This window comes from Croceicoccus sediminis, from assembly GCF_007570835.1.
In the GTDB taxonomy this organism is placed as follows: domain Bacteria; phylum Pseudomonadota; class Alphaproteobacteria; order Sphingomonadales; family Sphingomonadaceae; genus Croceicoccus; species Croceicoccus sediminis.
In genome coordinates this window covers 1535279-1556831 of record NZ_SUNC01000001.1, presented here as the reverse complement: position 1 = coordinate 1556831, position 21553 = coordinate 1535279, and the positions used below count along the sequence as shown (strand labels likewise).

Annotated in this window: 20 protein-coding genes; 12 read left to right on the top strand and 8 right to left on the bottom strand. The window is 63.8% G+C overall.

The window, feature by feature from the left end; genetic code table 11:
* Window positions 1-2: 2 nt before the first annotated feature.
* The 3 genes from FAX90_RS07390 to pepN are packed head-to-tail and all read right to left on the bottom strand — an operon-like array spanning window position 3 to window position 3857.
* Window positions 3-455, bottom strand: coding sequence for a protein tyrosine phosphatase family protein (locus FAX90_RS07390; RefSeq protein WP_144096619.1), 453 nt, complete (start codon window positions 453-455; stop codon window positions 3-5).
* Window positions 452-1213 (bottom strand): peptidoglycan editing factor PgeF, encoded by a 762-nt coding sequence (gene pgeF, locus FAX90_RS07385; RefSeq protein ID WP_144096618.1) that lies wholly within the window; start codon window positions 1211-1213, stop codon window positions 452-454. The genes FAX90_RS07390 and pgeF overlap by 4 nt, the downstream gene beginning before the upstream one ends.
* Window positions 1206-3857, bottom strand: a complete 2652-nt coding sequence (gene pepN / locus FAX90_RS07380; RefSeq protein WP_144096617.1) for an aminopeptidase N — start codon at window positions 3855-3857, stop codon at window positions 1206-1208. Before pepN ends, pgeF begins: the two co-directional genes overlap by 8 nt.
* Before the next feature lie 125 nt (window positions 3858-3982).
* On the opposite strand from pepN, the gene FAX90_RS07375 reads away from it, so the two are divergent.
* Window positions 3983-4789, top strand: coding sequence for a Rossmann-fold NAD(P)-binding domain-containing protein (locus tag FAX90_RS07375; RefSeq protein ID WP_144096616.1), 807 nt, complete (start codon window positions 3983-3985; stop codon window positions 4787-4789).
* Here FAX90_RS07375 and FAX90_RS07370 read toward each other — a convergent pair.
* From FAX90_RS07370 to pyk, 3 genes are all read right to left on the bottom strand, one after another.
* A complete protein-coding gene (locus FAX90_RS07370) occupies window positions 4742-5656 on the bottom strand; it encodes a DMT family transporter (RefSeq protein WP_240704766.1) in 915 nt (304 codons plus the stop codon). The genes FAX90_RS07375 and FAX90_RS07370 overlap by 48 nt on opposite strands.
* The gene (locus tag FAX90_RS07365; protein WP_144096615.1) at window positions 5653-6654 is read right to left on the bottom strand and encodes a threonine aldolase family protein; all 1002 of its coding nucleotides are present in this window, start codon (window positions 6652-6654) and stop codon (window positions 5653-5655) included. Before FAX90_RS07365 ends, FAX90_RS07370 begins: the two co-directional genes overlap by 4 nt.
* A gap of 81 nt (window positions 6655-6735) precedes the next feature.
* A complete protein-coding gene (pyk, locus tag FAX90_RS07360) occupies window positions 6736-8190 on the bottom strand; it encodes a pyruvate kinase (RefSeq protein ID WP_144096614.1) in 1455 nt (484 codons plus the stop codon).
* Between the two features lie 89 nt (window positions 8191-8279).
* On the opposite strand from pyk, the gene FAX90_RS07355 reads away from it, so the two are divergent.
* Complete coding sequence (locus FAX90_RS07355) at window positions 8280-8627, top strand: DUF1244 domain-containing protein (RefSeq protein WP_144096613.1); 348 nt, start codon at window positions 8280-8282, stop codon at window positions 8625-8627.
* A gap of 198 nt (window positions 8628-8825) precedes the next feature.
* Window positions 8826-9068 (top strand): DUF2312 domain-containing protein, encoded by a 243-nt coding sequence (locus FAX90_RS07350; protein ID WP_144096907.1) that lies wholly within the window; start codon window positions 8826-8828, stop codon window positions 9066-9068.
* Window positions 9069-9110: 42 nt separating this feature from the next.
* Here FAX90_RS07350 and FAX90_RS07345 read toward each other — a convergent pair whose 3' ends face one another.
* On the bottom strand, window positions 9111-10718 hold the full coding sequence (locus FAX90_RS07345) for an alpha-amylase family glycosyl hydrolase (RefSeq protein ID WP_144096906.1): 1608 nt from the start codon (window positions 10716-10718) through the stop codon (window positions 9111-9113).
* A 539-nt stretch (window positions 10719-11257) separates the two neighbouring features.
* Between FAX90_RS07345 and FAX90_RS07340 the strand changes: the two genes are divergently transcribed.
* The 9 genes from FAX90_RS07340 to FAX90_RS07300 all read left to right on the top strand — a co-directional run bounded on the left by FAX90_RS07340 (window position 11258) and on the right by FAX90_RS07300 (window position 20371).
* A complete protein-coding gene (locus tag FAX90_RS07340; RefSeq protein WP_144096612.1) occupies window positions 11258-12028 on the top strand; it encodes an HAD-IIB family hydrolase in 771 nt (256 codons plus the stop codon).
* Window positions 12029-12050: 22 nt separating this feature from the next.
* Window positions 12051-13586, top strand: a complete 1536-nt coding sequence (gene ggpS / locus FAX90_RS07335; protein WP_144096611.1) for a glucosylglycerol-phosphate synthase — start codon at window positions 12051-12053, stop codon at window positions 13584-13586.
* A 2-nt stretch (window positions 13587-13588) separates the two neighbouring features.
* Window positions 13589-14899, top strand: a complete 1311-nt coding sequence (locus FAX90_RS07330) for an ABC transporter substrate-binding protein (protein WP_144096610.1) — start codon at window positions 13589-13591, stop codon at window positions 14897-14899.
* A complete protein-coding gene (locus tag FAX90_RS07325; protein ID WP_205700629.1) occupies window positions 14896-15819 on the top strand; it encodes a carbohydrate ABC transporter permease in 924 nt (307 codons plus the stop codon). The genes FAX90_RS07330 and FAX90_RS07325 overlap by 4 nt, the downstream gene beginning before the upstream one ends.
* Window positions 15816-16649, top strand: coding sequence for a carbohydrate ABC transporter permease (locus tag FAX90_RS07320; protein ID WP_144096609.1), 834 nt, complete (start codon window positions 15816-15818; stop codon window positions 16647-16649). The genes FAX90_RS07325 and FAX90_RS07320 overlap by 4 nt, the downstream gene beginning before the upstream one ends.
* Window positions 16650-16652: 3 nt before the next feature.
* A complete protein-coding gene (locus FAX90_RS07315) occupies window positions 16653-17648 on the top strand; it encodes an ABC transporter ATP-binding protein (protein ID WP_144096608.1) in 996 nt (331 codons plus the stop codon).
* A 98-nt stretch (window positions 17649-17746) separates the two neighbouring features.
* A complete protein-coding gene (locus tag FAX90_RS07310; protein WP_144096607.1) occupies window positions 17747-19228 on the top strand; it encodes a cytochrome ubiquinol oxidase subunit I in 1482 nt (493 codons plus the stop codon).
* Window positions 19228-20223 carry a cytochrome d ubiquinol oxidase subunit II gene (cydB, locus tag FAX90_RS07305; protein WP_144096606.1) on the top strand — a complete coding sequence of 332 codons (996 nt, stop codon included), beginning with the start codon at window positions 19228-19230 and terminating at the stop codon, window positions 20221-20223. The genes FAX90_RS07310 and cydB overlap by 1 nt, the downstream gene beginning before the upstream one ends.
* A complete protein-coding gene (locus tag FAX90_RS07300; protein WP_338080258.1) occupies window positions 20210-20371 on the top strand; it encodes a DUF2474 domain-containing protein in 162 nt (53 codons plus the stop codon). Before cydB ends, FAX90_RS07300 begins: the two co-directional genes overlap by 14 nt.
* Window positions 20372-20380: 9 nt before the next feature.
* Here the strand turns inward: FAX90_RS07300 and FAX90_RS07295 are convergent, their stop codons facing one another.
* Entirely contained in the window at window positions 20381-21538 is a 1158-nt protein-coding gene (locus tag FAX90_RS07295; protein ID WP_144096605.1) for an iron-containing alcohol dehydrogenase, read from the bottom strand.
* Window positions 21539-21553: the final 15 nt, after the last annotated feature.

Genomic DNA, 21553 nt, shown 5'->3' with positions numbered 1-21553 from the left:
GATCAGGACGGCAGGCCGATCAGGCTGGCCCAGGCCGGGGCAGCGGGATTGTCCGATGTGCAGGGATCCCACTGCCGGGTCAGCAGGTCCAGCGCTTGATCCCGGTCCATGCCGTCCTCGACATTGCTGCGATAGAAAAGGGCCGACACGCGCCAGTTCAAAACGCAATGCACGTGCACCGGATCGCCCGCGGAAATTGCCTCGCGGAATTGCCGGTAATGGTCTTCGGTCGGGCAATCGAAGGGAATCGGGATTGCGGTATAGCGGATGCCGTTTTCGGCGCAGATCGCTGCTTCATCGCGCAGGATCTCGGGATGGTCGGGCATGGCGAGGTTGACCACGTGGCGCACGCCCATGTCGGCCAGCGCGGCGATGTCCGCGGGGGTCAAGGCGCCCGAAGTCGTCGTCCGTGCATCCAGCCTTTGCCAGGCGCGGATTCCGACGGGGTCGGTCACGCGCTCAGGCCGATCAGGCTGATCTGCCTGCCGTATCCGTCCTCTCCCGCCAGGGTTGACCGGCGGTAGGAGAAGAAGCGGCTTTCGTCCGCGAAAGTGTCGTGGCCGGTGATCTCGATCCGCTTCACGCCCTCCTTTGCAAGGTCGGATGCGACGAAGGCGGCCAGGTCGAACTGGTGATGCCCGGCGCGGCCCGGCTTGAAGAATCGGTCGTATTCCTGCTCTTCGGCAAGGAACCTGAGGTAGAAACCTTCGTCCACTTCGTAGCTTGCCTGCGCGATGCAGGGGCCGATGGCAGCGGCGATGCGCGAACGGTCCGCGCCCAATGCTTCCATCGCCTCTACCGTGTTGCCGCAGACCCCCGCAAAGGCCCCGCGCCATCCGGCATGGGCCGCGCCGATCACGCCCGCTTGCTCGTCGGCCAGCAGCACGGGCGCGCAATCGGCGGTGAGTATGCCGAGGAGGATGCCCGGCCTGTCGGTCACCATCGCATCGGCGTGGGGACGGGCCTCCATCGGGAAGGGCGTATCGATCCGCACGACATCGGCGGAATGGACCTGGTAGACGGTTGCAAGCTGCGCTCCCGGCATCACGCCGTCGACGGCAAGGGCCCGGTTCGCCTCGACCGCGCGGGGCAGGTCGTCCGACCCGGTCCCGACATTCAGACCCATGTACTGCCCGGTGGAAACGCCGCCGCGCCGGCCGAGGAACCCGTGGGGCACCCCGGCAAGCGCGTGGGCGGTAATGCGATCAACCATCGAGGCTCTTGGTCACTTGTTCGCGGGTGTCTTTCGATAGCCCTTCGGCCTTGGCGATACGCTCAAGCTCTGCGCGCATCATGGCGGCGCGCTTCGGCTCGATCTTGCGCCAGCGGCCCAGCGCCGGGATGAAGCGCGCGGCGGTCTGCGCGTTCAGCGGGTCGAGTGCGAGCACGAGGTCGGCGATCATCCGGTATCCGCGCCCGCTCTCGTCATGAAAGGCGGGCTGGTTGACCGCCATCGTCATGTAAAGGCTGCGCACGCGGTTCGGGTTCTTGATCGTGAAATCGGCATGGTTTGCCAATGCCTCGACCGTGTCGAGCACCTTCGGGTCGAGCGAACCGGCCTGTAGTGCGAACCACTTGTCCGTGACCAGCGCGTTGCCTTCAAAGCGTTTGCGGAAATCCTCCAGCAATTCGGCGCGGGCCGGACAGTCGATCCCGGCCAGCACCATGAGCGCGCCCTGACGGTCGGTCATGTTGTCGGCAGCACGGTACTGCGCCTCTGCACGGGCGGCGGCTTCCTTGGCGTCGGCGGCGGACAGCAGGACCAGCGCCTGCGTCTTGACCTTGCGTGCGCCGCGCGCCTCTGCGCTGAGGCTGTAGCCGATCGCCGATGCGCGTTCGTGCAGCGCGATCAGCCTGTCGCGCAAACGCGTACCGATGTAGGCCTTCAGCCGCTCGCGCGCCTTGTGCAGCGCCACCGGATCGGCAGGCGCGGCCAGTTCCAGCAGGAACGTGACGGCGGGCATCATCATCAGTTCGCCGCGCATCAGGTCGTCGATCTGCGTATCGTCCAGCACCGCGCCCATCGCGTCGGCAATCGCGGTGCGGCGCTTTTCGTCCGGCCCGTTCTCGATCGCGCCCAGCAATTCGCGAGTGACTAGCTGCTGCAGCGCTTCGTACCGGGCGAACGCATCATCGTCGTTCGCGGCCAGGAAGACGAGATCGTCATCGCCCTGTTCGGCATCGAGCTGAATCGGAGCGGTAAAGCCGCGATTCGCGCTGATCACCGGCGGGCGGGCAAAGCCGTCGAAGGTGAAATTGGCCTTGTCCTTGTCGACGATCAGCAGCTTTTCGCCGCCGTGCGAACCGGTGTCGCGGTCGAACAGGGCGACCTTGATCGGGATCGGCATCGCCTTTTTCGTCGGCTGGCCGGGGGTGGCCGGGACCTTCTGCGTGAAATAGAGCGTGACTGCGCCATTCGACTGGTCGAATTCGGCGCGCATCGTAACCCTGGGCGTGCCGGCCTGTTCGTACCACAGGCGGAACTGCGACAGGTCCAGCCCCGCGCCGTCCTCCATCGATTTCACGAAATCCTCGCAAGTCGCGGCCTCGCCGTCGTGGCGGTCGAAGTAAAGGTCGGTGCCCTTACGGAACGCCTCTGGGCCGGCCATTGTGTGCATCATGCGGATGACTTCGGCGCCCTTGTTATAGACGGTCGCGGTGTAGAAGTTGCTGATTTCCTGATAGGAATCGGGGCGGATCGGATGGGCCAGCGGGCCCGAATCCTCGGGGAACTGGGCCGCGCGCAGCACGCGCACGTCCTCGATCCGCTTGACCGGTTCCGATCCCATGTCCGCGCTGAACATCTGGTCGCGCAGGACGGTGAAGCCTTCCTTGAGGCTGAGCTGGAACCAATCGCGGCAGGTGATGCGATTGCCCGACCAGTTGTGGAAGTATTCGTGGCCCACCACACCTTCGACGCCGTCATAGTCCCCGTCGGTCGCCGTTTCCGGGTCGGCCAGGACATAGCGCGTGTTGAAGACGTTGAGGCCCTTGTTCTCCATCGCGCCCATGTTGAAATCGGACACGGCGACGATGTTGAACTGATCGAGGTCGTATTCGCGGCCGAAAGTTTCCTCGTCCCACTTCATCGAATTGATCAGGCTGCGCATCGCGTGATCGGTGCGTTCCAGGTCGCCGTCACGGACCCATACGGCCAGGTCGACCTTGCGGCCGTTCATCGTGGTGAAGGTGTCGCGGTTGGCGACCAGCTGTCCGGCGACCAGCGCGAAAAGATAGCTCGGCTTGGGCCAGGGATCGTCCCACAGTGCCCAGTGGCGGCCATCTTCGCCATCGCCGGTTTCGACAAGGTTGCCGTTCGACAGAAGGACGGGGAAGGTTTCCTTGTCACCTTCCATGCGGACCGTGTATTTCGACAGGACGTCGGGCCGGTCGGGGAAGAATGTGATGCGGCGGAACCCTTCGGCTTCGCACTGCGTGCAGAGCATGCCGCCGGACGCGTAAAGACCCATCAGCTGGCTGTTCGTCGCCGGGTGCAGGTGCGTTTCGATCTGCACCTCGTGCGCCGTGCCGGTCAGCGGCAGCAGCAGGCTCGCGCCCGACATCGACCAGCCTTCGGCATCCGCGCCGTCGACCTTCAGGCTCATCACTGCAAGGTTGTCACCGCAAAGGTGCAGCGTCTGATCCCCGTCGCCAGCGGGATTGCGTTCGACCTTCATGGTGGCGACGCACTTGGTCAGTTCGGTGCCCAGGTCGAAGTCAAGCCGGATCTGCGGGACCAGCCAGGCGGGCGGGGTATAGTTCTTGCGAAAGATGGTGGCGGGGTCGACCGGCTCTACGGCGGCGTCCGCCATTTCGGGGTTGCCGGCGGGGTTCGAAGGCGTGCGTGCAATATCCATGAAGGGATAGATGCGCCTTCGCCCGCAAGAGGCAAGGGCCAATCCTGTATGTACCGGGCCTGTGGGATAAATTCTGGCGGAAAAACGCTTGGGGACATGCCCCCTGGCCGGTTAGTGCACGTGCCATGCAGATGTTGATATTCGGTCTGGGCTATTCGGCGAAAGTCATCGCGGCGCAGTTGCGCGAACGCGGCTGGCAGGTGCAGGCGACGGGAAGCGACGGCGATATCGCCTTTGCCGACGATGCCGCGGTCCATGCCGCGCTGGCCCGTGCCGATGCGGTCCTGTCGTCGGTTCCCCCTGCGAAGGACGGTGGCGATCCGGTGCTGTCGGCCTATGGCGCGGCGCTTGGGCGCTTTGGCGGGTGGATCGGATACCTGTCTTCCACCGGAGTCTACGGCGATGCGGGCGGGGCGTGGGTCGATGAAAGCGCGCCGGTCGGCACGGGCCGGCGCACCGCGCGCAGCGATGCCGACGCGGCCTGGCTGGCGCTGGGCGCACGGGTCTTTCGCCTGCCGGGGATCTACGGTCCGGGGCGGTCGGCGCTGGACCGCGTGCGCGAAGGTCGCGCGCATCGCATCGACATTCCGGGTCAGGTGTTCAGCCGCGTTCACGTGGACGACATCGCCAGCGGCGTCGTCTGCGGTCTGGACGCGATGCCGGGTGCCTACAACTTGTCCGACGACTATCCGTGCAGCCAGAACCAGCTGATCGAACATGCCTGCCAGGTGCTCGACGCGCCGGTCCCGCCGATGCAGTCGATAGAAGAGGCGAACCTGTCGCCCATGGCGCGCGGCTTTTATGCAGAGAACCGCCGTGTCGCCAATGGCAAGGCCAAGCGGGTGCTGGGCTGGACCCCGCGGTTCCCGACTTATCGTGAAGGTCTAGCTGCGTGCCTTGAGCGCGAGGACCAGCCCGACGAGCGAAAGTAGCGAACCGCCGATCGTCAGCGCGGTCCAGTCGTACCCTTCGAACAGGGTCGACAGCAGCATGGCAAGGATCGGCGTCGCCACCCCGACATAGGCCGCGCGCCCCGCGCCCATGTTGCGGATCAGCGTGAAGTAGAGCGAGAAGGTGACGACCGATCCCGCGACACCGAGGTAAAGCAGACCCAGCCCGTATTGCGGGCGCGGATCCCACATCGGCGGACCGTCCAGGACCAGCGCCAGCACGACGTTGATCGCCATGCCCAGCAGCATGGAGACCGTCAGCATCGGCAGGAACGGTTGTGCATGGGCGCGCTCGGTCGCCTGCGTGATGTTGGCGACGGATGCCGAAAACGTGGCGAGCACGGCCATGAAGACGCCCATCATCACGCCTTCGCGCGTGCCCGCCTTGTCGTATTCGTGAACCAGCAGCAGCCCGACACCGACAAGCGCGATGGCCGATCCGGCGACGAATCCCTTTGATACCCGGTCGCCCAGGACGATCCAGGCAAGGATAGAATTGGGGATCAGGATCAGCGCGAAAAACAGCGCGACGATGCCCGATGTCAGCGTCATTTCCGCGCGGTAGACGAACTGGAAATTCATCACGAACTGCGTCACGCCGACGATGGCGACGATGGGCAGGCCCGCTTTCGTGACGCGCAGCTTTTCGCGGCGGATCGCCAGCAGGACCAGCATCGCGGCGCTGGCAATCATGAAGCGGTAGGCGATCGTCCAGCTGGGCGGAACGGTGCTGATCTGGTCCTTGATGACCAGCCAGGTCGACCCCCAGATCAGCGCGACGAGGCAGAACGGCAGGAAGACGCGCGGATCGGCAAACGACATGCGTTCCCGCTTGGCGCGCGCGGTCATAGCGCGGCGATTGCCTGGGCGAGCTTGTCCGCATCGGCCGCATCGGTGTTCCATGCGGCGACGAAACGCGCGGCATCCGCGCCCCAGTCGTAGAAGCCGAACCCTTTTGCACGCAGGGCCTCACGCTCTGGCGCGGACATCTGCACGAATACCTCGTTCGCCTCGCAAGGATAGAGCAGGCGGTCGCCCGCTGCCTTGGCGATAGCGGTGGCGGCATGGTTTGCGGCGCGGGCGTTTTCCAGCCACAGGTCGCCTTCGATCATCGCCAGAAGCTGCGCGGCGAGATAGCGGCCTTTCGACTGCAACTGACCGGCGCGCTTGTGGCGGCGCTTTGCCTCTGCCGCCTTGGCCGGATCGAACAGGACCAGCGCCTCCGCGCTCATCCCGCCGTTCTTGATCATCCCGAACGACAGGGTGTCGATGCCATGTGCCGGGCCAGCCTGTGCCGGACTACAGCCCAGATGCGCGACGGCATTGCCGAAACGCGCGCCGTCCATGTGGACCTTGAGGCCCTTGTCCTTTGCATAGGAGATCAGCGTGGCAAGTTCGCCGGGCGTATAGACGCAGCCCTGTTCGGTCGCCTGCGTGATGGCGATGGCCGTGGGCTGCACCCGGTGCACATCATCGCGGATCGGGTCGATCACGGCGGCGACGCTTTCGGGCGTCAGCTTGGCATGGGGCCCGTGCGCCAGCATCAGTTTTGCGCCGTGCGTGTAGAATTCGGGCGCGCCGGCTTCGTCCTGTTCGATATGCGCGTCGTCGTGGCAGACCACGCCGCCATAGGGCGGGACCAGCGTTGCCAGCGCAAGGCAGTTGGCTGCCGTCCCGGTGCTGGTCCACACAACCGCGCAGTCCATGCCGAACAGGTCCGAAAACGCCTTGTCGAGCGAGCGCGAGAGCGCATCGCCGTCATAAGGCGCGTCGGTGGCGTCGGCGTCACGCATCGCATCCCACAGGCGGGGATGGACGGGGGCGGCATTGTCCGAAAGGAACTGCATAGATCCGCGCCTTGCGCACAAGGCCCGCGCGCGTCAAGCCGGTTGCATCTGAAACCTTGGCCGCAAGGCCGGTGCCGGGGGTTACGCCCCGTGCTTGTCCAGTTCGCGGCCCGACAGCGTCACGACATGCAAAAGGTTGGTCGCCCCCGGCGTTCCGAAGGGGACCCCGGCCAGCACGATCATCTTCGCGCCGCCCTTGCCGAACCCGTTGCGCAGCGCCATGCGCTTGCCCTTGGCGATCATCTCTTCGAAACTGCCGATGTCCTTGGTCTGCACCGCGTGGACCCCCCACAACAGGGCAAGCCGGCGTGCCGTGCTTTCCAGCGGGGTCAGCACCAGCAGCGGCACCTTGGGACGTTCGCGCGCCACGCGGCGGGCCGAACTGCCCGATGCGGTGAAGACGGTGATGGCGGAAATGTTGAGCGTGTTGGCGATCGACGAACAGGCCTGCGCCAGCGCGTCGGAAGTGGTCGCATCCGCCTTCACCCCGGTCAGGTGGATACGCTCGGCATAGCCGGGGTCCTTTTCCACCTGCGCCGCGATGCGGTCCATGATCGTCACGGCTTCCTGCGGCCACTGTCCTGCGGCGGTTTCGGCCGACAGCATGACCGCGTCGGCGCCGTCATAAACGGCGTTGGCAACGTCCGAGACTTCGGCGCGGGTCGGGGCCGGGCTTTCGATCATCGATTCCAGCATCTGGGTGGCGACGACCACCGGCTTGCCCGCGGCGCGGGCCTGCTGGACGATCCGCTTCTGCAGCGGCGGCACTTCTTCCGGGTTCAGTTCGACGCCAAGATCGCCGCGCGCCACCATGATGCCGTCCGACAGCTCGAGAATACCTTCGAGGTGGCGCACCGCCAGCGGCTTTTCGATCTTGGCCATCAGCGCGCCGTATCCGCCCATCAACCGGCGGGCCTCGGCCACGTCTTCGGGACGCTGCACGAAGGACAGCGCGATCCAGTCGGCCTTGTGCTGCACGGCAAAGGCAAGGTCGCGGCGGTCCTTTTCGGTCAGCGCGGGGATCGGGATTTCCGCGTCGGGCACGTTCACGCCCTTGCGGTCCGAAATGACGCCGCCAACTTCGGCGCTGCACAGGATTTCGTCCTCGCTCGCCTTGATGACGCGAAGGCGGATCTTGCCGTCGTCGATCAGCAGGCGCTGCCCTTTTTGCAAAAGGCCGAACAGTTCGGGATGCGGCAGCTGGACGCGGGTTTCGTCCCCCGGTTCGTCCTTGCGGTCCAGCGTGAAGTGGCGGCCATGCGGGATGACGACTTTGCCGTCTGCAAATTTGCCCACGCGCAGCTTCGGCCCCTGAAGGTCGCACAGGATGCCGATCGGGCGGCCGGTCTTCTTTTCCAGCTTGCGGATCGAGGCGATCGTTTCGGAATGCGTCTCGTGCTCGCCATGGCTCATGTTGACGCGAAATGCGTCGGCCCCGGCCTTCACCAGGCGTTCGATCATTTCGGGATCGCGGCTGGCCGGGCCAAGCGTTGCGAGAATCTTGACCTTGCGGTCGCGCGGGTCGAACTTGTTCACGGGCGGTTTGTACCTGATATTTTCACGAGGGAGCTTCCGTACGAGGCCTATTGGCTGCACGGCACCTAGGCAACCACAATGACGCCGCCATGACCGGAGAAAACGACTTGTCCTGCGATTCCGACCTGCCTTCCGACCAGAATGATGCCCTGAACGCCTTGCCCGACGCGGTCGCGGCCGCCGCGTTCCGCCGGCTGGTGCGCCACTTGCGCCATCGCCACGATGCCCAGAACATCGACCTTATGGGCCTCTCCGGCTTTTGCCGGAACTGCCTTGCCGACTGGATTCGCGATGCCGGATACGAAGGCAACAAGGGCGAGGCCCGCGCCCTGATCCACGGGATGCCGATGGACGAATGGAAGGACCGCCACCAGACCCCCGCAACGCCCGAGCAGTTGGCCCGCATGGAAGAAAGCCTGAAGAAGAACGCGCCCTGATCGCGGCGCGCGATGCAAAGCGGCGGTGGAAATTGAAGCTGCGCCCTTCACCAGCGCCGGGCGCATCGCTATCAGCTTGCTTCGCGTGATTCTCGCTGCGGGTCCGCACATCGCGTGAGCCCGCGCTCCATCCGAACAATCGCAAAGGTTGCCAAAATGTCCGAAGAAACCACCACGATCGGCGGTGCCGACAGCGCCATGGGCGTCAACAACGTCACCGCAGAAGAACTGCGCCTCCTGCTTGAGCGTGCAGAGCGGCTCGAAGAAGAGAAAAAGGGCATTGCCGAAGACATCAAGGACGTCTTCGCAGAGGCCAAGGCCCGCGGTTTCGACGTCAAGGCGATGCGCAAGATCATGCGCATCCGCAAGCAGAAGAAGGAAGATTTCGAGCACGAGGAAGCAGTGCTGGAAACTTACATGGCCGCTCTTGGCATGATCTGATCGAACCGGCCGGTCCCTTTGCGGGGCCGGCCGTCTTCGCAATTACCAATCGCATTCCCAGAACAGCGCGGAAAAGCCGGGCAGCTTGTCGCGCGTCGCGCCGCCGACCGATGCGATCAGGACGGTATCTTCCGAAGTGTCGGAAAAAGGCCGCTCGTTCGGGCCAAGGTTGAACAGGCAGCGGATGCGCTGCGCCTCGTAGACGCGGTCCAGCACCAGCAATTCATTGTCGAACTGGCAATTCTCGATCCCGCCAAGGCGCAGGGCGGGGAAGTGCTTGCGCAGCCCGAACATGGCCCGCGCGATGTTGAGCGTCGAACCCGGATCGCCGTCCTGTATCGAAACCGCGCGCTTCGCGTTTTCCTCGCCCAGCGGCAGCCACGGATTGGCGGTGGTGAAGCCGCCGTTTTCGCTCTCGTCCCAGGGTAGCGGCGTGCGCGCTCCGTCTCGTGACAGGGTGCGCGGCCAGTTGTTGATCGCCTCTGGGTCCTTCAGCAGTTCATAGGGTATCTCGTCCTGCTCAAGCCCCAGTTCCTCGCCCTGATAGGCGATGACCGTGCCGCGCAGCGCGACGAGCAGGGCCAGCTTCACCTTGGCAAAGGCGTCCTTGTGTTCGGGCTCGACCCAGCGGGATACCGCGCGCGGGGCATCGTGGTTTTCAAAGGCCCAGCTGGGCCAGCCCATGCCCGGTTCGTCCGGCCAGTGCGACATGACGTCATGGACCAGCTGCGGCGTCAGTTGCGGGGCGTAGAGAAAATCGAAGCCATAGGCGCTGTTCATCCGGGTCGTGCCCTTGATGAAACGCTTGATCGCGACGTTGCCGTCGTCGGCGCAGACTTCGGCCAGCGTGAAGATGCCGTCGTATTGGTCGGTCAGCTTGCGCAGCTTTTCGAGGAACTTCGGCGTGTCCTTGTGAAACTGGCTGTATGTATGGTGCTGGAAATCGAAGGGCCGCACGACGGATCGGTCGAACAGGGCTGCGGGCGGATTGTCGCGCAATTGCGGATCGTGCATCGCGAAATTCAGCGCATCCATGCGGAACCCGTCGACACCCCGGTCCAGCCAGAACTTCGCCACGCCCAGCAATGCGTCCTGCACTTCCGGGTTGTGCAGGTTAAGCTGCGGCTGACAGACCAGGAAATTGTGCATGTAATACTGTGCGCGGACCGGGTCCCACTTCCACGCGGGGCCGCCGAACATCGATTGCCAGTTGTTGGGCGGCGTGCCGTCGGACTTGGCATCGGCCCAGACGTACCAGTCGGCCTTGGGATTGTCGCGGCTGGAACGGCTTTCGGCGAACCAAGCGTGCTGGTCAGAGGTATGGGAATAGACCTGGTCGACCAGCACCTTGAGGCCGAGGCCATGCGCCTTTTCCAGCATCGCGTCGAAGTCGGCCAGCGTGCCGAACAGCGGGTCGACGTCGCAATAATCCGAAACGTCGTAGCCGAAATCCTTCATCGGCGAGGCATAGATGGGCGAAAGCCACAGCGCATCTACGTTCAGGGAGGCGATATGTTCAAGCCTTTGGGTAAGGCCTGCCAGATCGCCGACCCCGTCACCGTCGGCATCGGCATAGCTGCGCGGATAGACTTGGTAGATCACCGCGCCGCGCCACCACGGGAAATCCGACGCGCCGGGCGTACGGGTCATGCCTTGCGGCACGATGCCGGTTTCATCGGGGGTGATCGCAGGGGCCGGTGTCGCGCCGGTTTCCAGAGTCATCGCAGGGCTTCTCGCACTCACATTGAAAAGGCGGAACGCTTGTCCGCCTTGTCGGTTGGATTTGTGCCTTGTGCGGCCATTCTCTCCCGGCCAGCCGCAAGGCTAGCATGAAGTTTTGGGGCGCGCACCTTGATAATCAAGCGCGTTCGGGATAACAAATCATCCACCTGGGGAAGAGGGTGTTTGTAATAATTGGGCGGTAAAGCCAATTTTAAAACGCCTGCGAAACAAAAACAAAATAAAATCTATAGTATCTGTTTTTAGCGTTTGCGGCTTTATTTCGTCGATCCTGTATAACGACGTTATGGAAGACTGTTGATAGAAAAACTGCAGAACAGCTCGAAAAATAGACTTCAATCTTCGGATGGATACTCGGCGGCATCGTTCGCGGTTCCCGATATACGCGCCTCTGCGCGGTGCATCGGCGAGGCCCGCGGCGATCAACCCGCCATATCGGAGGTACGACTTTGACGACGCTTGCACGCAGCAATTCACCCCTTTCCACTACTCAGGATTACGGCCTCGTCCTGGCCACCGATCTCGACGGCACGTTCCTTGGCGGCAGCGATGAAGAGCGCCGCACGCTTTACGAAGCGATAGAGGCGCGCGACGATGTCCTGCTCGTCTTCGTGACGGGACGCGACCGCGACTTCATCCGCGAATTGATCGCAGAGCCCGGCATGCCCACCCCGCGCTATATCGTCGGTGATGTCGGCACCTCGGTCTATGACGTGGCCGCCGACTTTTCGCCGGTGCACGAGCTTGAGGCCGAGATCGTGGCCCGGTGGGACAACGCGAACGAACGCGTGATGGAAATGCTGAAAGACGAACCCGGCATCGAGCTTCAGCCGACCGAGTTTCGCCACCGCGTCAGCTATTACTACAAGCCCGACGAGCTTCGGGAATCGACTGTGCGCAAGATCGAGGAGGCCGGGTTCGACTGTATCACCAGCGCCGATCTCTACCTCGACGTCTTGCCCAGGGGGATTGCCAAGGGGCCGACGCTGCGCCGGATGGTCGATGCGCTCGCGCTGCCCTACGAAAAGGTTCTGGCCGCAGGCGACACGATGAACGACCTGTCGATGCTGGACTGCGGATTGAATGCGGTGGCCGTCGGCAATTCGGAAGACCGTCTTCTGGCCGCCCTGCCAAAGGCGCCGCACATCTACCGGGCGACGGGCCACGGCTGTGCCGGGGTGCTGGAGGCCATTCACCATTTCGACCTGACCGCACGATAAAAGATACGGAACGGACACCGCCATGCAGAAATCGTCACTCGTCATCGTCTATCATCGGCAGCCTTACGAGGAGTTCGAGGAGAACGGGAAAACCGTATTCCGCGCGAACAAGAGCCCGAACGGCATCGTCCCGACGCTGAAGGCGTTCTTCAAACGGCTCGAACCGGGCCGCGGCGCGTGGGTCGCGTGGAAAGAACACGAAGAAGGCGACCCCGATTTCGAGCGGGTGATCCACATCGACGACGAACAGGCCGGTGGCGGAGGCTTTCACGTGCGCCGCCTGCCGCTGACCAAGCAGCAGGCGTCCAGCTTCTATCACGTGACGTCGAAAGAGGCGTTCTGGCCCGTGCTGCACAGCTTTCCCTGGCTGTTCAGCTACGACAACGTCGATTGGCGCACGTTCCACGAAGTGAACCGCCTTTTCGCAGAGGCCGCAGCCGAACAGGCCGACGAAGGCGCGTTGGTCTGGATCCACGATTACAATCTGTGGCTGGTACCGCATTACCTGCGTCAGATCCGGCCCGACGTGAAAATCGCGTTCTATCACCACACGCCGTTCCCGTCGCAGGACGTGTTCAACGTGCTGCCGTGGCGCGCGGAAATCCTGGGGAGCCTGCTCGATTGCGATCTCGTGGGCTTTCACATCCCGCGCTATGCCAAGAACTTCACCGACGTCGCCCGCGGGCTGACGGGGGCGGAGATCAGCGAGGTCGTGACGACGCCAAGGCACCTGAACGTGCCCGGGCAGGCGTTGTCCGAACCGCAGATGCCGCGCACGCTGAAGCTGGGGAACCGCGAAATCGCAATCGACGTGTCGCCGGTGGGCGCCGACGTGCACCTGATCGACGACATCCTCGCCAAGCAGGATACCACCGACCTGGAGGATCGCATCCTTGGCCGGCTGGACGGGCGCAAGCTGATCGTCACGGTGGGGCGTACCGATTACACCAAGGGCACGATCGAGGCGTTGAAAGGCTTTGAACGCCTGATCGACCGCAGGCCGGACCTTCGCGGCAAGATCAAGATGCTGTGCGTATCGGTCCGCGCGGCCAGCGGCATGGCGATCTACGACGAGACGCAGAAAGAGATCGAACAGCTCGTCGGGCGGGTCAACGGGCTCTATTCCAACCTCGGCTGGACGCCCATCGTGCTCTATTCCAACGCGATTCCCTTCGACCGGCTGATGAGTTACTACAAGGCCGCCGACATGTGCGTGACCACCCCGCTGCGTGACGGGCTCAACCTTGTCGCCAAGGAATTCGTCGCTGCCAAGAACGGTGAGCCGGGCAAGCTGATCCTGTCCGAATTTGCCGGATGCGCGGTCGAGCTGCCAGAGGCGATCTATACCAACCCCTATGGCCACCGCGACCTTGACCGCGCGCTGGACGAGGCGCTGGCGATGGAGGATACCGAGGCATCGGGCCGCATGAAGCGCATGCGCGCCGACGTCGAAACCTATGACATCGTCCACTGGATCGACAGCCTGTTTGCATCGTTCGAACGGGTCGGTTTCGACGGCACCAAGGACAAGCCGAAAACTGCCGAAGCCGCCGCCTGACGATGGCGCGGCTGCGCGCCCTCGTCGTCGCGGTCGTGGCGCTATTCGCGCTGGGCCCTGCCCAAGTGATGGGGGAGGGGGCGCAGCGCGAGGGCGTCCATGTCGCCATCGCATGCGGCGCGCTGGGCATAGAGCTGGAAATGTGCGCCGAGGCGGCCTCGCAATGGGCGCGCGAGACGGGCAACACCGTCCAGATCGTCAATACGCCCAATTCGCCGGGCGACCGGTTCCAGCTTTTCGTCCAGCTTCTGTCGTCGCAGTCCTCGGACATCGACGTGTTGCAGATCGACGTCGTCTGGGCCGGAATGCTGCAGACGCATCTGGCGGACCTGTCCGACATGAGGGAAGAGGCGGATGCCGCGATGTTCCCCGCGCTGGTCGCCAACAATCTCGTCGACGGCCGGTTCGTCGCCGTGCCGTGGTTCACCGATGCGGGCGTGCTCTATTACCGCAAGGACATGCTGGCCAAATACGGCTTTACCCCTCCGGAAACATGGCAAGACCTGACCCGCATCGCCGCCGCGATCCAGCAGGCCGAGCGCGAGGCAGGTAATGGGCGGATGTGGGGCTATGTCTTTCAGGGCAAGGCTTATGAAGGGCTGACCTGCAATGCGCTGGAATGGGTTTCCTCCTACGGCGGCGGGTCGTTCCTTGCCCCCGACCGGACTTTTACTGCGGACAATCCCCGCGCCGCCGCCTCACTGGACGAGGCGGCTGGCTGGATTGGCACGATATCGCCGCGCGGCGTGCTGAACTACGACGAAGAGGCATCGCGCGGGGTATTCCAGACCGGCAATGCCGTTTTCATGCGTAACTGGCCCTATGCATGGGCGCTGGCGCAGGCCGAAAGCAGCCCGATCCGGGGCAAGGTCGGCGTGGTCGCCCTTCCGGCAGGGCCGGGCGGGGAAAGCGCGGCGACGCTGGGCGGTTGGCAACTTGCCGTCTCCCGCTATTCGAAGAACCCCGAGGCGGCGAAAGACCTTGTCCGCTATCTCACCAGCGCGAAAGAACAGAAGCGCCGCGCGATCAAGGGTTCGGTCAATCCCACGATCATGGCCTTGTATGACGATCCCGACGTGCTGGCGGCGAACCCGTTCTTCGGTACGCTTTCCTCTGCGTTCAAGAATGCGGTCGCCCGCCCCGCGCGTCCGGCGGGGGCGCGATACAACCAGGTTTCCGACGCGATCTGGCGGGCAAGCTACGACGTGCTTCAGGGCGACAAGACGGGCAAGGCCGCGATGGAAGACCTTGAGGAAGAAATCGCCCGCATCGCCTATCGCGCCCGCTGGGCCGAGACGAAGGTGGGGCAGTGAGCGCGCGTTCCGCGATAGATAAGGCGCGGGCGCGGTCGGCGTGGATTTTCGTCACGCCGATGCTGATCGTCCTCGCGCTCGTCGCGGCATGGCCGCTGGCGCGCACGATCTGGTTTTCGATGACCAACGCCACGCTGGTCGACCTGACAACATACGACTTCATCTGGTTCGACAACTTCATCGTCCATGCCGAAGGGCGCTGGTACGGCATCTTCACCGATCCGCAGTGGCTGCGCGCGCTTTGGAACACGCTGGTCTTTGCCGCCGTTTCGGTCAGCCTTGAACTCGTACTGGGGGTGATCGTCGCGCTGATCGTCAATGCCGCGCTGCCGGGCAGGGGCCTGATGCGCGCGGCCATGCTGGTGCCATGGGCGATCCCGACAGTGGTTTCGGCCAAGATCTGGCAATGGATGCTCAACGACCAGTTCGGCGTCGTTAACGCGATGCTGCAGGGGGCAGGCTTCGTCGACGGGCCGGTCGCGTGGCTTGGCGGGTCCAGCCTTGCGATGGTGTCGATCATCATGGTCGACGTGTGGAAGACGACGCCCTTCGTGGCCCTGCTGGTGCTGGCCGCGCTGCAGACCCTGCCGAAAGAGATTTATGAGGCCGCCAGGGTCGACGGCATCCATCCGGTGAAGGTGTTCTTCAAGGTGACCCTGCCCCTGATCAAGCCCGCGCTGATCGTCGCGGTCATCTTCCGCCTGCTCGACGCGATGCGGATGTTCGATCTGGTCTATGTCATGACGGGGTCGAGCGAGGAGACGATGACGCTGTCGGTTTTCGCGCGGCAGGCGCTCGTCTCTTTTCAGGACGTGGGATACGGTTCGGCGGCGTCGACCGGGCTGTTCCTGATCATCGCGCTGATTACCGTCATCTACATCATGGCGCTCAAACCGCTGGGTCGGGAGAGGGCGGAATGAAGGGGAAGACGGCCCTGAAAACAGGCGGGCTGATCGCGCTGTGGATCGTGGTGGCGCTGTTCCTGCTGTTCCCGTTCTATTACGCGGTGGTGTCGTCCTTGCGCGATGGGTCCGCCATATTCGAGGCCTCGCTCTGGCCCGCGAACCCCACTTTCGCGAACTACGAAGCGGTGATGACCGAACAGCCGTTTGCCAGGAACATCCTCAATTCGCTGATCGTCGCGTTCTCGGTCGTCGTCCTGTCGCTGGGGCTGGCGACGTTCGCGTCATACGCATTCGGACGGGCGCGGTTCAAAGGCCGCCGCCTGCTGCTTTACACCATCCTTGGCGTATCAATGTTTCCGCAAGTCGCGGTGCTTTCGGGCCTGTTCGAGATCGTGCGGATGTTCGGGCTCTACAACAACCTCTTGTCGCTGATCTTCAGCTACATGATTTTCACCCTGCCCTTCACGGTCTGGGTGCTGACCAGCTTCATGCGGGATTTGCCGGTGGAGATAGAGGAGGCGGCGATCATGGACGGCGCGTCATCGTGGACCATCGTGACCAAGGTATTCCTGCCGCTGCTGGCCCCGGCGCTGGTCACCACGGGGCTGCTCGCCTTTATCGCGGCGTGGAACGAGTTTCTTTTCGCGCTGTCGTTCACTCTCACCAACGAACAGCGCACCGTACCCGTCGCCATCGCGCTGATCACCGGGGCCAGCCAGTACGAACTGCCCTGGGGCAATATCATGGCCGCATCGGTCATCGTGACGGTGCCATTGATCGTGCTGGTGCTGTTCTTTCAGAAGAAACTCGTCGCCGGTCTCACCGCCGGGGCAGTAAAGGGATAAGCGATGTCGTCCGTCCGCCTTGAAGGGATAGCCAAGCGTTTCGGTTCAACGGAGGTGATCCGCGGCGTCGACCTGGATATCGCAAGCGGCGAATTCGTCGTCTTCGTCGGCGCGTCGGGGTCGGGCAAGTCCACGCTGCTGCGCATGATCGCCGGGCTGGAACAGCCGAGCGAAGGGCGCGTCTTCATCGGCGAGAGCGACGTGACCGACGCCCCTCCGTCAGAGCGCGGGGTCTCGATGGTGTTCCAGTCCTACGCGCTCTACCCGCACATGACGGTTTACGAAAACATCGCCTTTGGCCTGAAGCTGAAGAAAGCGGGCAAGGCCGACATTGCCGAAGCGGTGACGCGGGTGGCCACCATGCTGGAGATAGAGGCCCTGCTGGACCGCAAGCCGGGGCAATTGTCGGGCGGTCAGCGTCAGCGCGTTGCCATCGCGCGGGCCATCGTGCGTGAACCCGACGTGTTCCTGTTCGACGAGCCGTTGTCCAACCTCGATGCCGCGCTGCGCACCCGCACCCGGATCGAGATCAAGGACCTGCACCGCAAGCTGAAGGCGACAATGATCTACGTGACGCACGATCAGGTGGAGGCGATGAGCCTTGCCGACCGCATGGTCATCCTGAACGGCGGGCATATCGAGCAGGTCGGACCGCCAGCCGTGCTCTATCACGAGCCCGCGACGAAATATGTCGCGGCCTTCCTCGGCTCGCCCACGATGAATTTCCTTTCGCCAACGGTTGTCGGCGATGCGGGCGGAGCGGACAGCATCGGCATACGGCCTGAAGACATACACGTGGCCGAAAGCGGGCTGTCGGGCACGATCGAGGAAGTGGAGGAACTGGGCGAAACCCGCATCCTTCACGTGAAGCTGGAAAACGGCGACAACATCGCGGTCAGGGACCGTTCGCTCGCCGATCCGCGGATCGGGCAGGCTGTATCGGTCTCCTTCGACAAGGCGTCCGTGCACAGGTTCAACGCGAACGGCATGCGCATCTGACGGACCGTGTCGACTTGCATTTCGTGCAACTGCGACGGTATTCTGCGCGCTTCAAATGCAACTGACAGCTCTGTAAGGACGCGTCTCAAGGAGAAGACATGTTCGACAGCCTTGATGCCCTGTTTCTGGCGCGTGCGCAGTTTGCCTTCACGGTCAGCTTCCACTTCATCTTTCCGGCCTTTTCGATCGGGCTGGCCAGCTACCTCATGGTGCTGGAAGGGCTTTGGCTGAAAACGGGTAAGTCGCTCTATCTCGACTTGTTCAAGTACTGGCTGAAGATCTTCGCTGTCGCCTTTGCCATGGGCGTCGTGTCGGGCATCGTCATGTCTTACCAGTTCGGTACGAACTGGGCCGTGTTCTCGGACAAGGCGGGGCCGGTGATCGGGCCTCTGATGGCCTATGAAGTGCTGACCGCGTTTTTCCTCGAGGCCGGTTTCCTGGGCGTCATGCTGTTCGGGATGGAGAAAGTGGGCAAGAAAATCCACTTTGCCGCGACCTGCATGGTGGCGCTGGGTACCTTCATCTCGGCCTTCTGGATCCTGTCGGTGAACAGCTGGATGCAGACGCCGACGGGGTATGAAATGGGCGCGAACGGACAGTTCATGCCCGGGGACAGCTGGATGGCGATCATCTTCAACCCCAGCTTTCCCTATCGCCTGGTCCACACGGTCATCGCGGCCTACCTGACGACTGCGCTGGCCGTGGGCGGCGTCGGCGCGTGGCACTTGTTGAAGGATCGGTCGAACGCGCATGCGCGCAAGATGTTCTCGATGGCGATGTGGATGGCGGCCCTCGTCGCGCCGGTGCAGATTTTTGCCGGCGACATGCATGGGCTCAACACGCTGGAGCATCAGCCCGCCAAGGTCATGGCGATGGAAGGACATTACGAAAGCCATCCCGACGGCGCACCCCTGATCCTGTTCGGCATTCCCGACAGCGAGGCGGGCGAGGTGAAGTACGCGATCGAGATTCCCAAGGCCTCGTCGCTGATCCTGAAGCATGATCCGAATGCGCCGTTGGCCGGGCTCGATACGATCCCGAAGGAAGACCACCCGCCTGTCGGCGTCGTTTTCTGGGCGTTCCGCGTGATGGTTGGTATCGGGTTCGCGATGTTGGGCCTTGGCCTGTGGAGCCTGCTCGCGCGCTTTCGCGGCAGGCTTTACGATTGGTCGTGGCTGCACCGCGCCGCGGTTCTGATGGGGCCGTCGGGCTTCGTCGCGGTGATCGCGGGCTGGTTTACGACCGAAGTGGGCCGTCAGCCCTATACCGTCTATGGCCTGCTGCGCACGGCAGACAGCGCCAGCCCGCTCGATGCGCCTGCGGTCGCGGCTTCGCTGCTGGCTTTCGTCGTTATCTATTTCGCCGTCTTCGGCATGGGCGCGTGGTATATCCTGCACCTCATGGGCAAGGCACCGCATCCGCTTGAAAAGGGCGTGAAGCGCGGCATGAAGGGCCCGATCCGTACCGCCGGTATCACGCCGGGGCCGACGCAGAACCCCGGCCATGCCGAACTTCTGCCCGACAGCGATCCGACCGACGAGGACCCGCCTGAAGGCTACAACGAAGGGGGAGAACGCTGATGGACCTCACGATCCTTTGGGCGGGTATCATCGCCTTTGCCGTCTTCGCCTATGTCGTCATGGACGGGTTCGACCTTGGCATCGGCGTGCTGTTTCCGACCTTCAAAGTTGGGCCGGAACGCGACCAGGCGATGAATTCCATCGCGCCCGTATGGGACGGTAACGAAACGTGGCTGGTGCTGGGCGGGGGCGGCCTGTTTGCAGCGTTTCCGCTGGCCTATGCCGTGCTGCTGCCCGCGACATATCCGCTGGTCATCGCCATGCTGCTGGGCCTCGTCTTTCGCGGCGTGGCCTTCGAATTCCGCTGGCGCGATCCGGCGCACCGTCCGTTCTGGGACGCGGCGTTCACGGGCGGTTCGCTGGTCGCGGCGATGTCGCAGGGCATGATCCTGGGCGCGATGCTGCAAGGGATCGAGGTGGCGGACCGCGCCTATGCCGGATCGTGGTTCGACTGGCTTACGCCCTATACCCTGCTGACGGGCCTTGGCACGACGGCGGGCTATGCCCTGCTGGGTTCGACTTGGCTGATCTGGAAACTGGAAGGCCCGGCGCAGGACCATGCGTACAAACTGGCGTTTAAGGCGATGCTGGCGACGGGCGCGTTGATGGCGGCGGTTTCGTTCTACAACCTTGGCCTGCGCCCCGAATATGCCGAACGCTGGCTGACCACCCCGGAAATCCTGTTCACCTGGCCGATCCCCATCGCCACGGCCATCGCGGGCCTGTTCCTGTGGCGCGCACTGGCAAAGCGCCGCGAAGTCGCACCGTTCCTGCTCAGCTTGTTGCTGTTCCTGCTCGGCATGGCGGGGCTGGGGCTGACGATGTATCCCGACGTGGTTCCGCCCGACATGACGATCTGGGATGCCGCCGCGCCGGAACGCAGCCAGATCTTCATGCTGGTCGGCGTTGGCCTGACGATGCCGCTGATCATCGGCTATACTGCCTGGGCTTATTGGGTGTTCCGCGGCAAGGTCGGGGCCGATGGGTATCATTGATCGCGAACCCGGCGCCATGGGCGACGCTCCCGAGGATGAGGAAGCGCCGCTGTGGCAGCGGCTGGGTTGGCTGGTGTTGATCTGGGCGGGAAGCGTCGCGGCGCTGGGCGCGGTCGCCTATGTGCTCAGGCTCTGGATCGCGCCTTAGGCCCCGATTTCAGGACCAGGCCTGGCGGTAAAGCTCCACGATGGCATCGGCGTCGGCGGCCATCGGGTTGTTTGCCGGAGAGCCGGAGGCGATGGCCTGCTCGCTCATCACCGGCAAAAGCTCGTCCCACCGCTCCTTCGCGATGCCATAGGCACCGGGGCCGGGCACGTCGAGATCGGCATTGAGCCGCTCCAGCTCATCCACCAGCCGCGCGGTCGCCAGCTGGTCGGCATCGCCGTCCGCTGCAACGCCCATCGCCCGCGCGCAATCGGCATAGCGCGTCGTCGCGGCGGGCACGGAATAGCGCGTGACGACGGGAAGCAGCATCGCGTTGGAAAGCCCGTGCGGCACGTGGAAGAACGCGCCGATCGGCCGGCTCATGCCGTGGACCAGCGCGACCGAGGCGTTGGAAAAGGCAAGCCCCGCATGGTGCGCGCCCAGCATCATCGCCTCCCTTGCCGCATGGTCCGACGGATCGTCGCAGGCCTTGCGCAAGTTGGGGGCGATCAGCTTCATCGCAGAAATCGCCATGGCATCGGAAAAGGCATTCGCCTTCTTCGAGACATAGGCCTCTATCGCGTGGGTCAGGGAATCGATGCCGGTATCGGCGGTCAACCGGCGCGGCTTCGTCAATGTCAGTTCGTAGTCGATCACGGCCAACATCGGCAGGAAGGCCAGCCCTGCGCAGAGCATCTTTTCGTCCGTCGCCTCGTCGGTGATGATGGTAAAGCGCGTCGCTTCCGAACCCGTCCCCGCCGTCGTGGGAATCGCGATGACGGGAAGACCTGGCGTATCGGTGATCGTCGGCGTCTTGAGCGACGGGATCGGCCGCGGGTCCAGCGCCAGCGCGGCGACCGCCTTCGACGTGTCGATCGGGCTGCCCCCTCCAAAGCCGATGACACAGTCGAAATCGCCCGCACGCACGACGTTCAGTGCGGCTTCGACCACCGCGACCGTCGGGTCAGGGACGGTATCGGCAAAGACGGTGCTGGCGCAGCCAGACTTGCCCAGGATGTCCTGAAGCTTTGCCACAAGGCCGCTGCCCGCAAGAAACGCATCGGTTACGATCAGCGCGTTGGACAGTCCGGCGGCCTGCATCAGCGATCCGGTTTCGGCCAGCGTTCCTCCGCCAATGCGGATGCGGCGGGGCAGGTTGATGTCGTGCATGTGCGTGTTCTCCCA

What these genes read in the sequence shown, in the direction of transcription:
- FAX90_RS07365 (WP_144096615.1), bottom strand. Translation starts at nt 6,654, where the DNA reads ATGCAGTTCCTTTCGGACAATGCCGCCCCCGTCCATCCCCGCCTGTGG.
- FAX90_RS07295 (WP_144096605.1), bottom strand. Translation starts at nt 21,538, where the DNA reads ATGCACGACATCAACCTGCCCCGCCGCATCCGCATTGGCGGAGGAACG.
- FAX90_RS07320 (WP_144096609.1), top strand. Translation starts at nt 15,816, where the DNA reads ATGAAGGGGAAGACGGCCCTGAAAACAGGCGGGCTGATCGCGCTGTGG.
- pepN (WP_144096617.1), bottom strand. Translation starts at nt 3,857, where the DNA reads ATGGATATTGCACGCACGCCTTCGAACCCCGCCGGCAACCCCGAAATG.
- FAX90_RS07310 (WP_144096607.1), top strand. Translation starts at nt 17,747, where the DNA reads ATGTTCGACAGCCTTGATGCCCTGTTTCTGGCGCGTGCGCAGTTTGCC.
- ggpS (WP_144096611.1), top strand. Translation starts at nt 12,051, where the DNA reads ATGCAGAAATCGTCACTCGTCATCGTCTATCATCGGCAGCCTTACGAG.
- FAX90_RS07300 (WP_338080258.1), top strand. Translation starts at nt 20,210, where the DNA reads ATGGGTATCATTGATCGCGAACCCGGCGCCATGGGCGACGCTCCCGAG.
- FAX90_RS07315 (WP_144096608.1), top strand. Translation starts at nt 16,653, where the DNA reads ATGTCGTCCGTCCGCCTTGAAGGGATAGCCAAGCGTTTCGGTTCAACG.
- FAX90_RS07355 (WP_144096613.1), top strand. Translation starts at nt 8,280, where the DNA reads ATGACCGGAGAAAACGACTTGTCCTGCGATTCCGACCTGCCTTCCGAC.
- FAX90_RS07370 (WP_240704766.1), bottom strand. Translation starts at nt 5,656, where the DNA reads ATGACCGCGCGCGCCAAGCGGGAACGCATGTCGTTTGCCGATCCGCGC.
- FAX90_RS07345 (WP_144096906.1), bottom strand. Translation starts at nt 10,718, where the DNA reads ATGACCCGTACGCCCGGCGCGTCGGATTTCCCGTGGTGGCGCGGCGCG.
- FAX90_RS07375 (WP_144096616.1), top strand. Translation starts at nt 3,983, where the DNA reads ATGCAGATGTTGATATTCGGTCTGGGCTATTCGGCGAAAGTCATCGCG.
- FAX90_RS07330 (WP_144096610.1), top strand. Translation starts at nt 13,589, where the DNA reads ATGGCGCGGCTGCGCGCCCTCGTCGTCGCGGTCGTGGCGCTATTCGCG.
- FAX90_RS07350 (WP_144096907.1), top strand. Translation starts at nt 8,826, where the DNA reads ATGGGCGTCAACAACGTCACCGCAGAAGAACTGCGCCTCCTGCTTGAG.
- pgeF (WP_144096618.1), bottom strand. Translation starts at nt 1,213, where the DNA reads ATGGTTGATCGCATTACCGCCCACGCGCTTGCCGGGGTGCCCCACGGG.
- cydB (WP_144096606.1), top strand. Translation starts at nt 19,228, where the DNA reads ATGGACCTCACGATCCTTTGGGCGGGTATCATCGCCTTTGCCGTCTTC.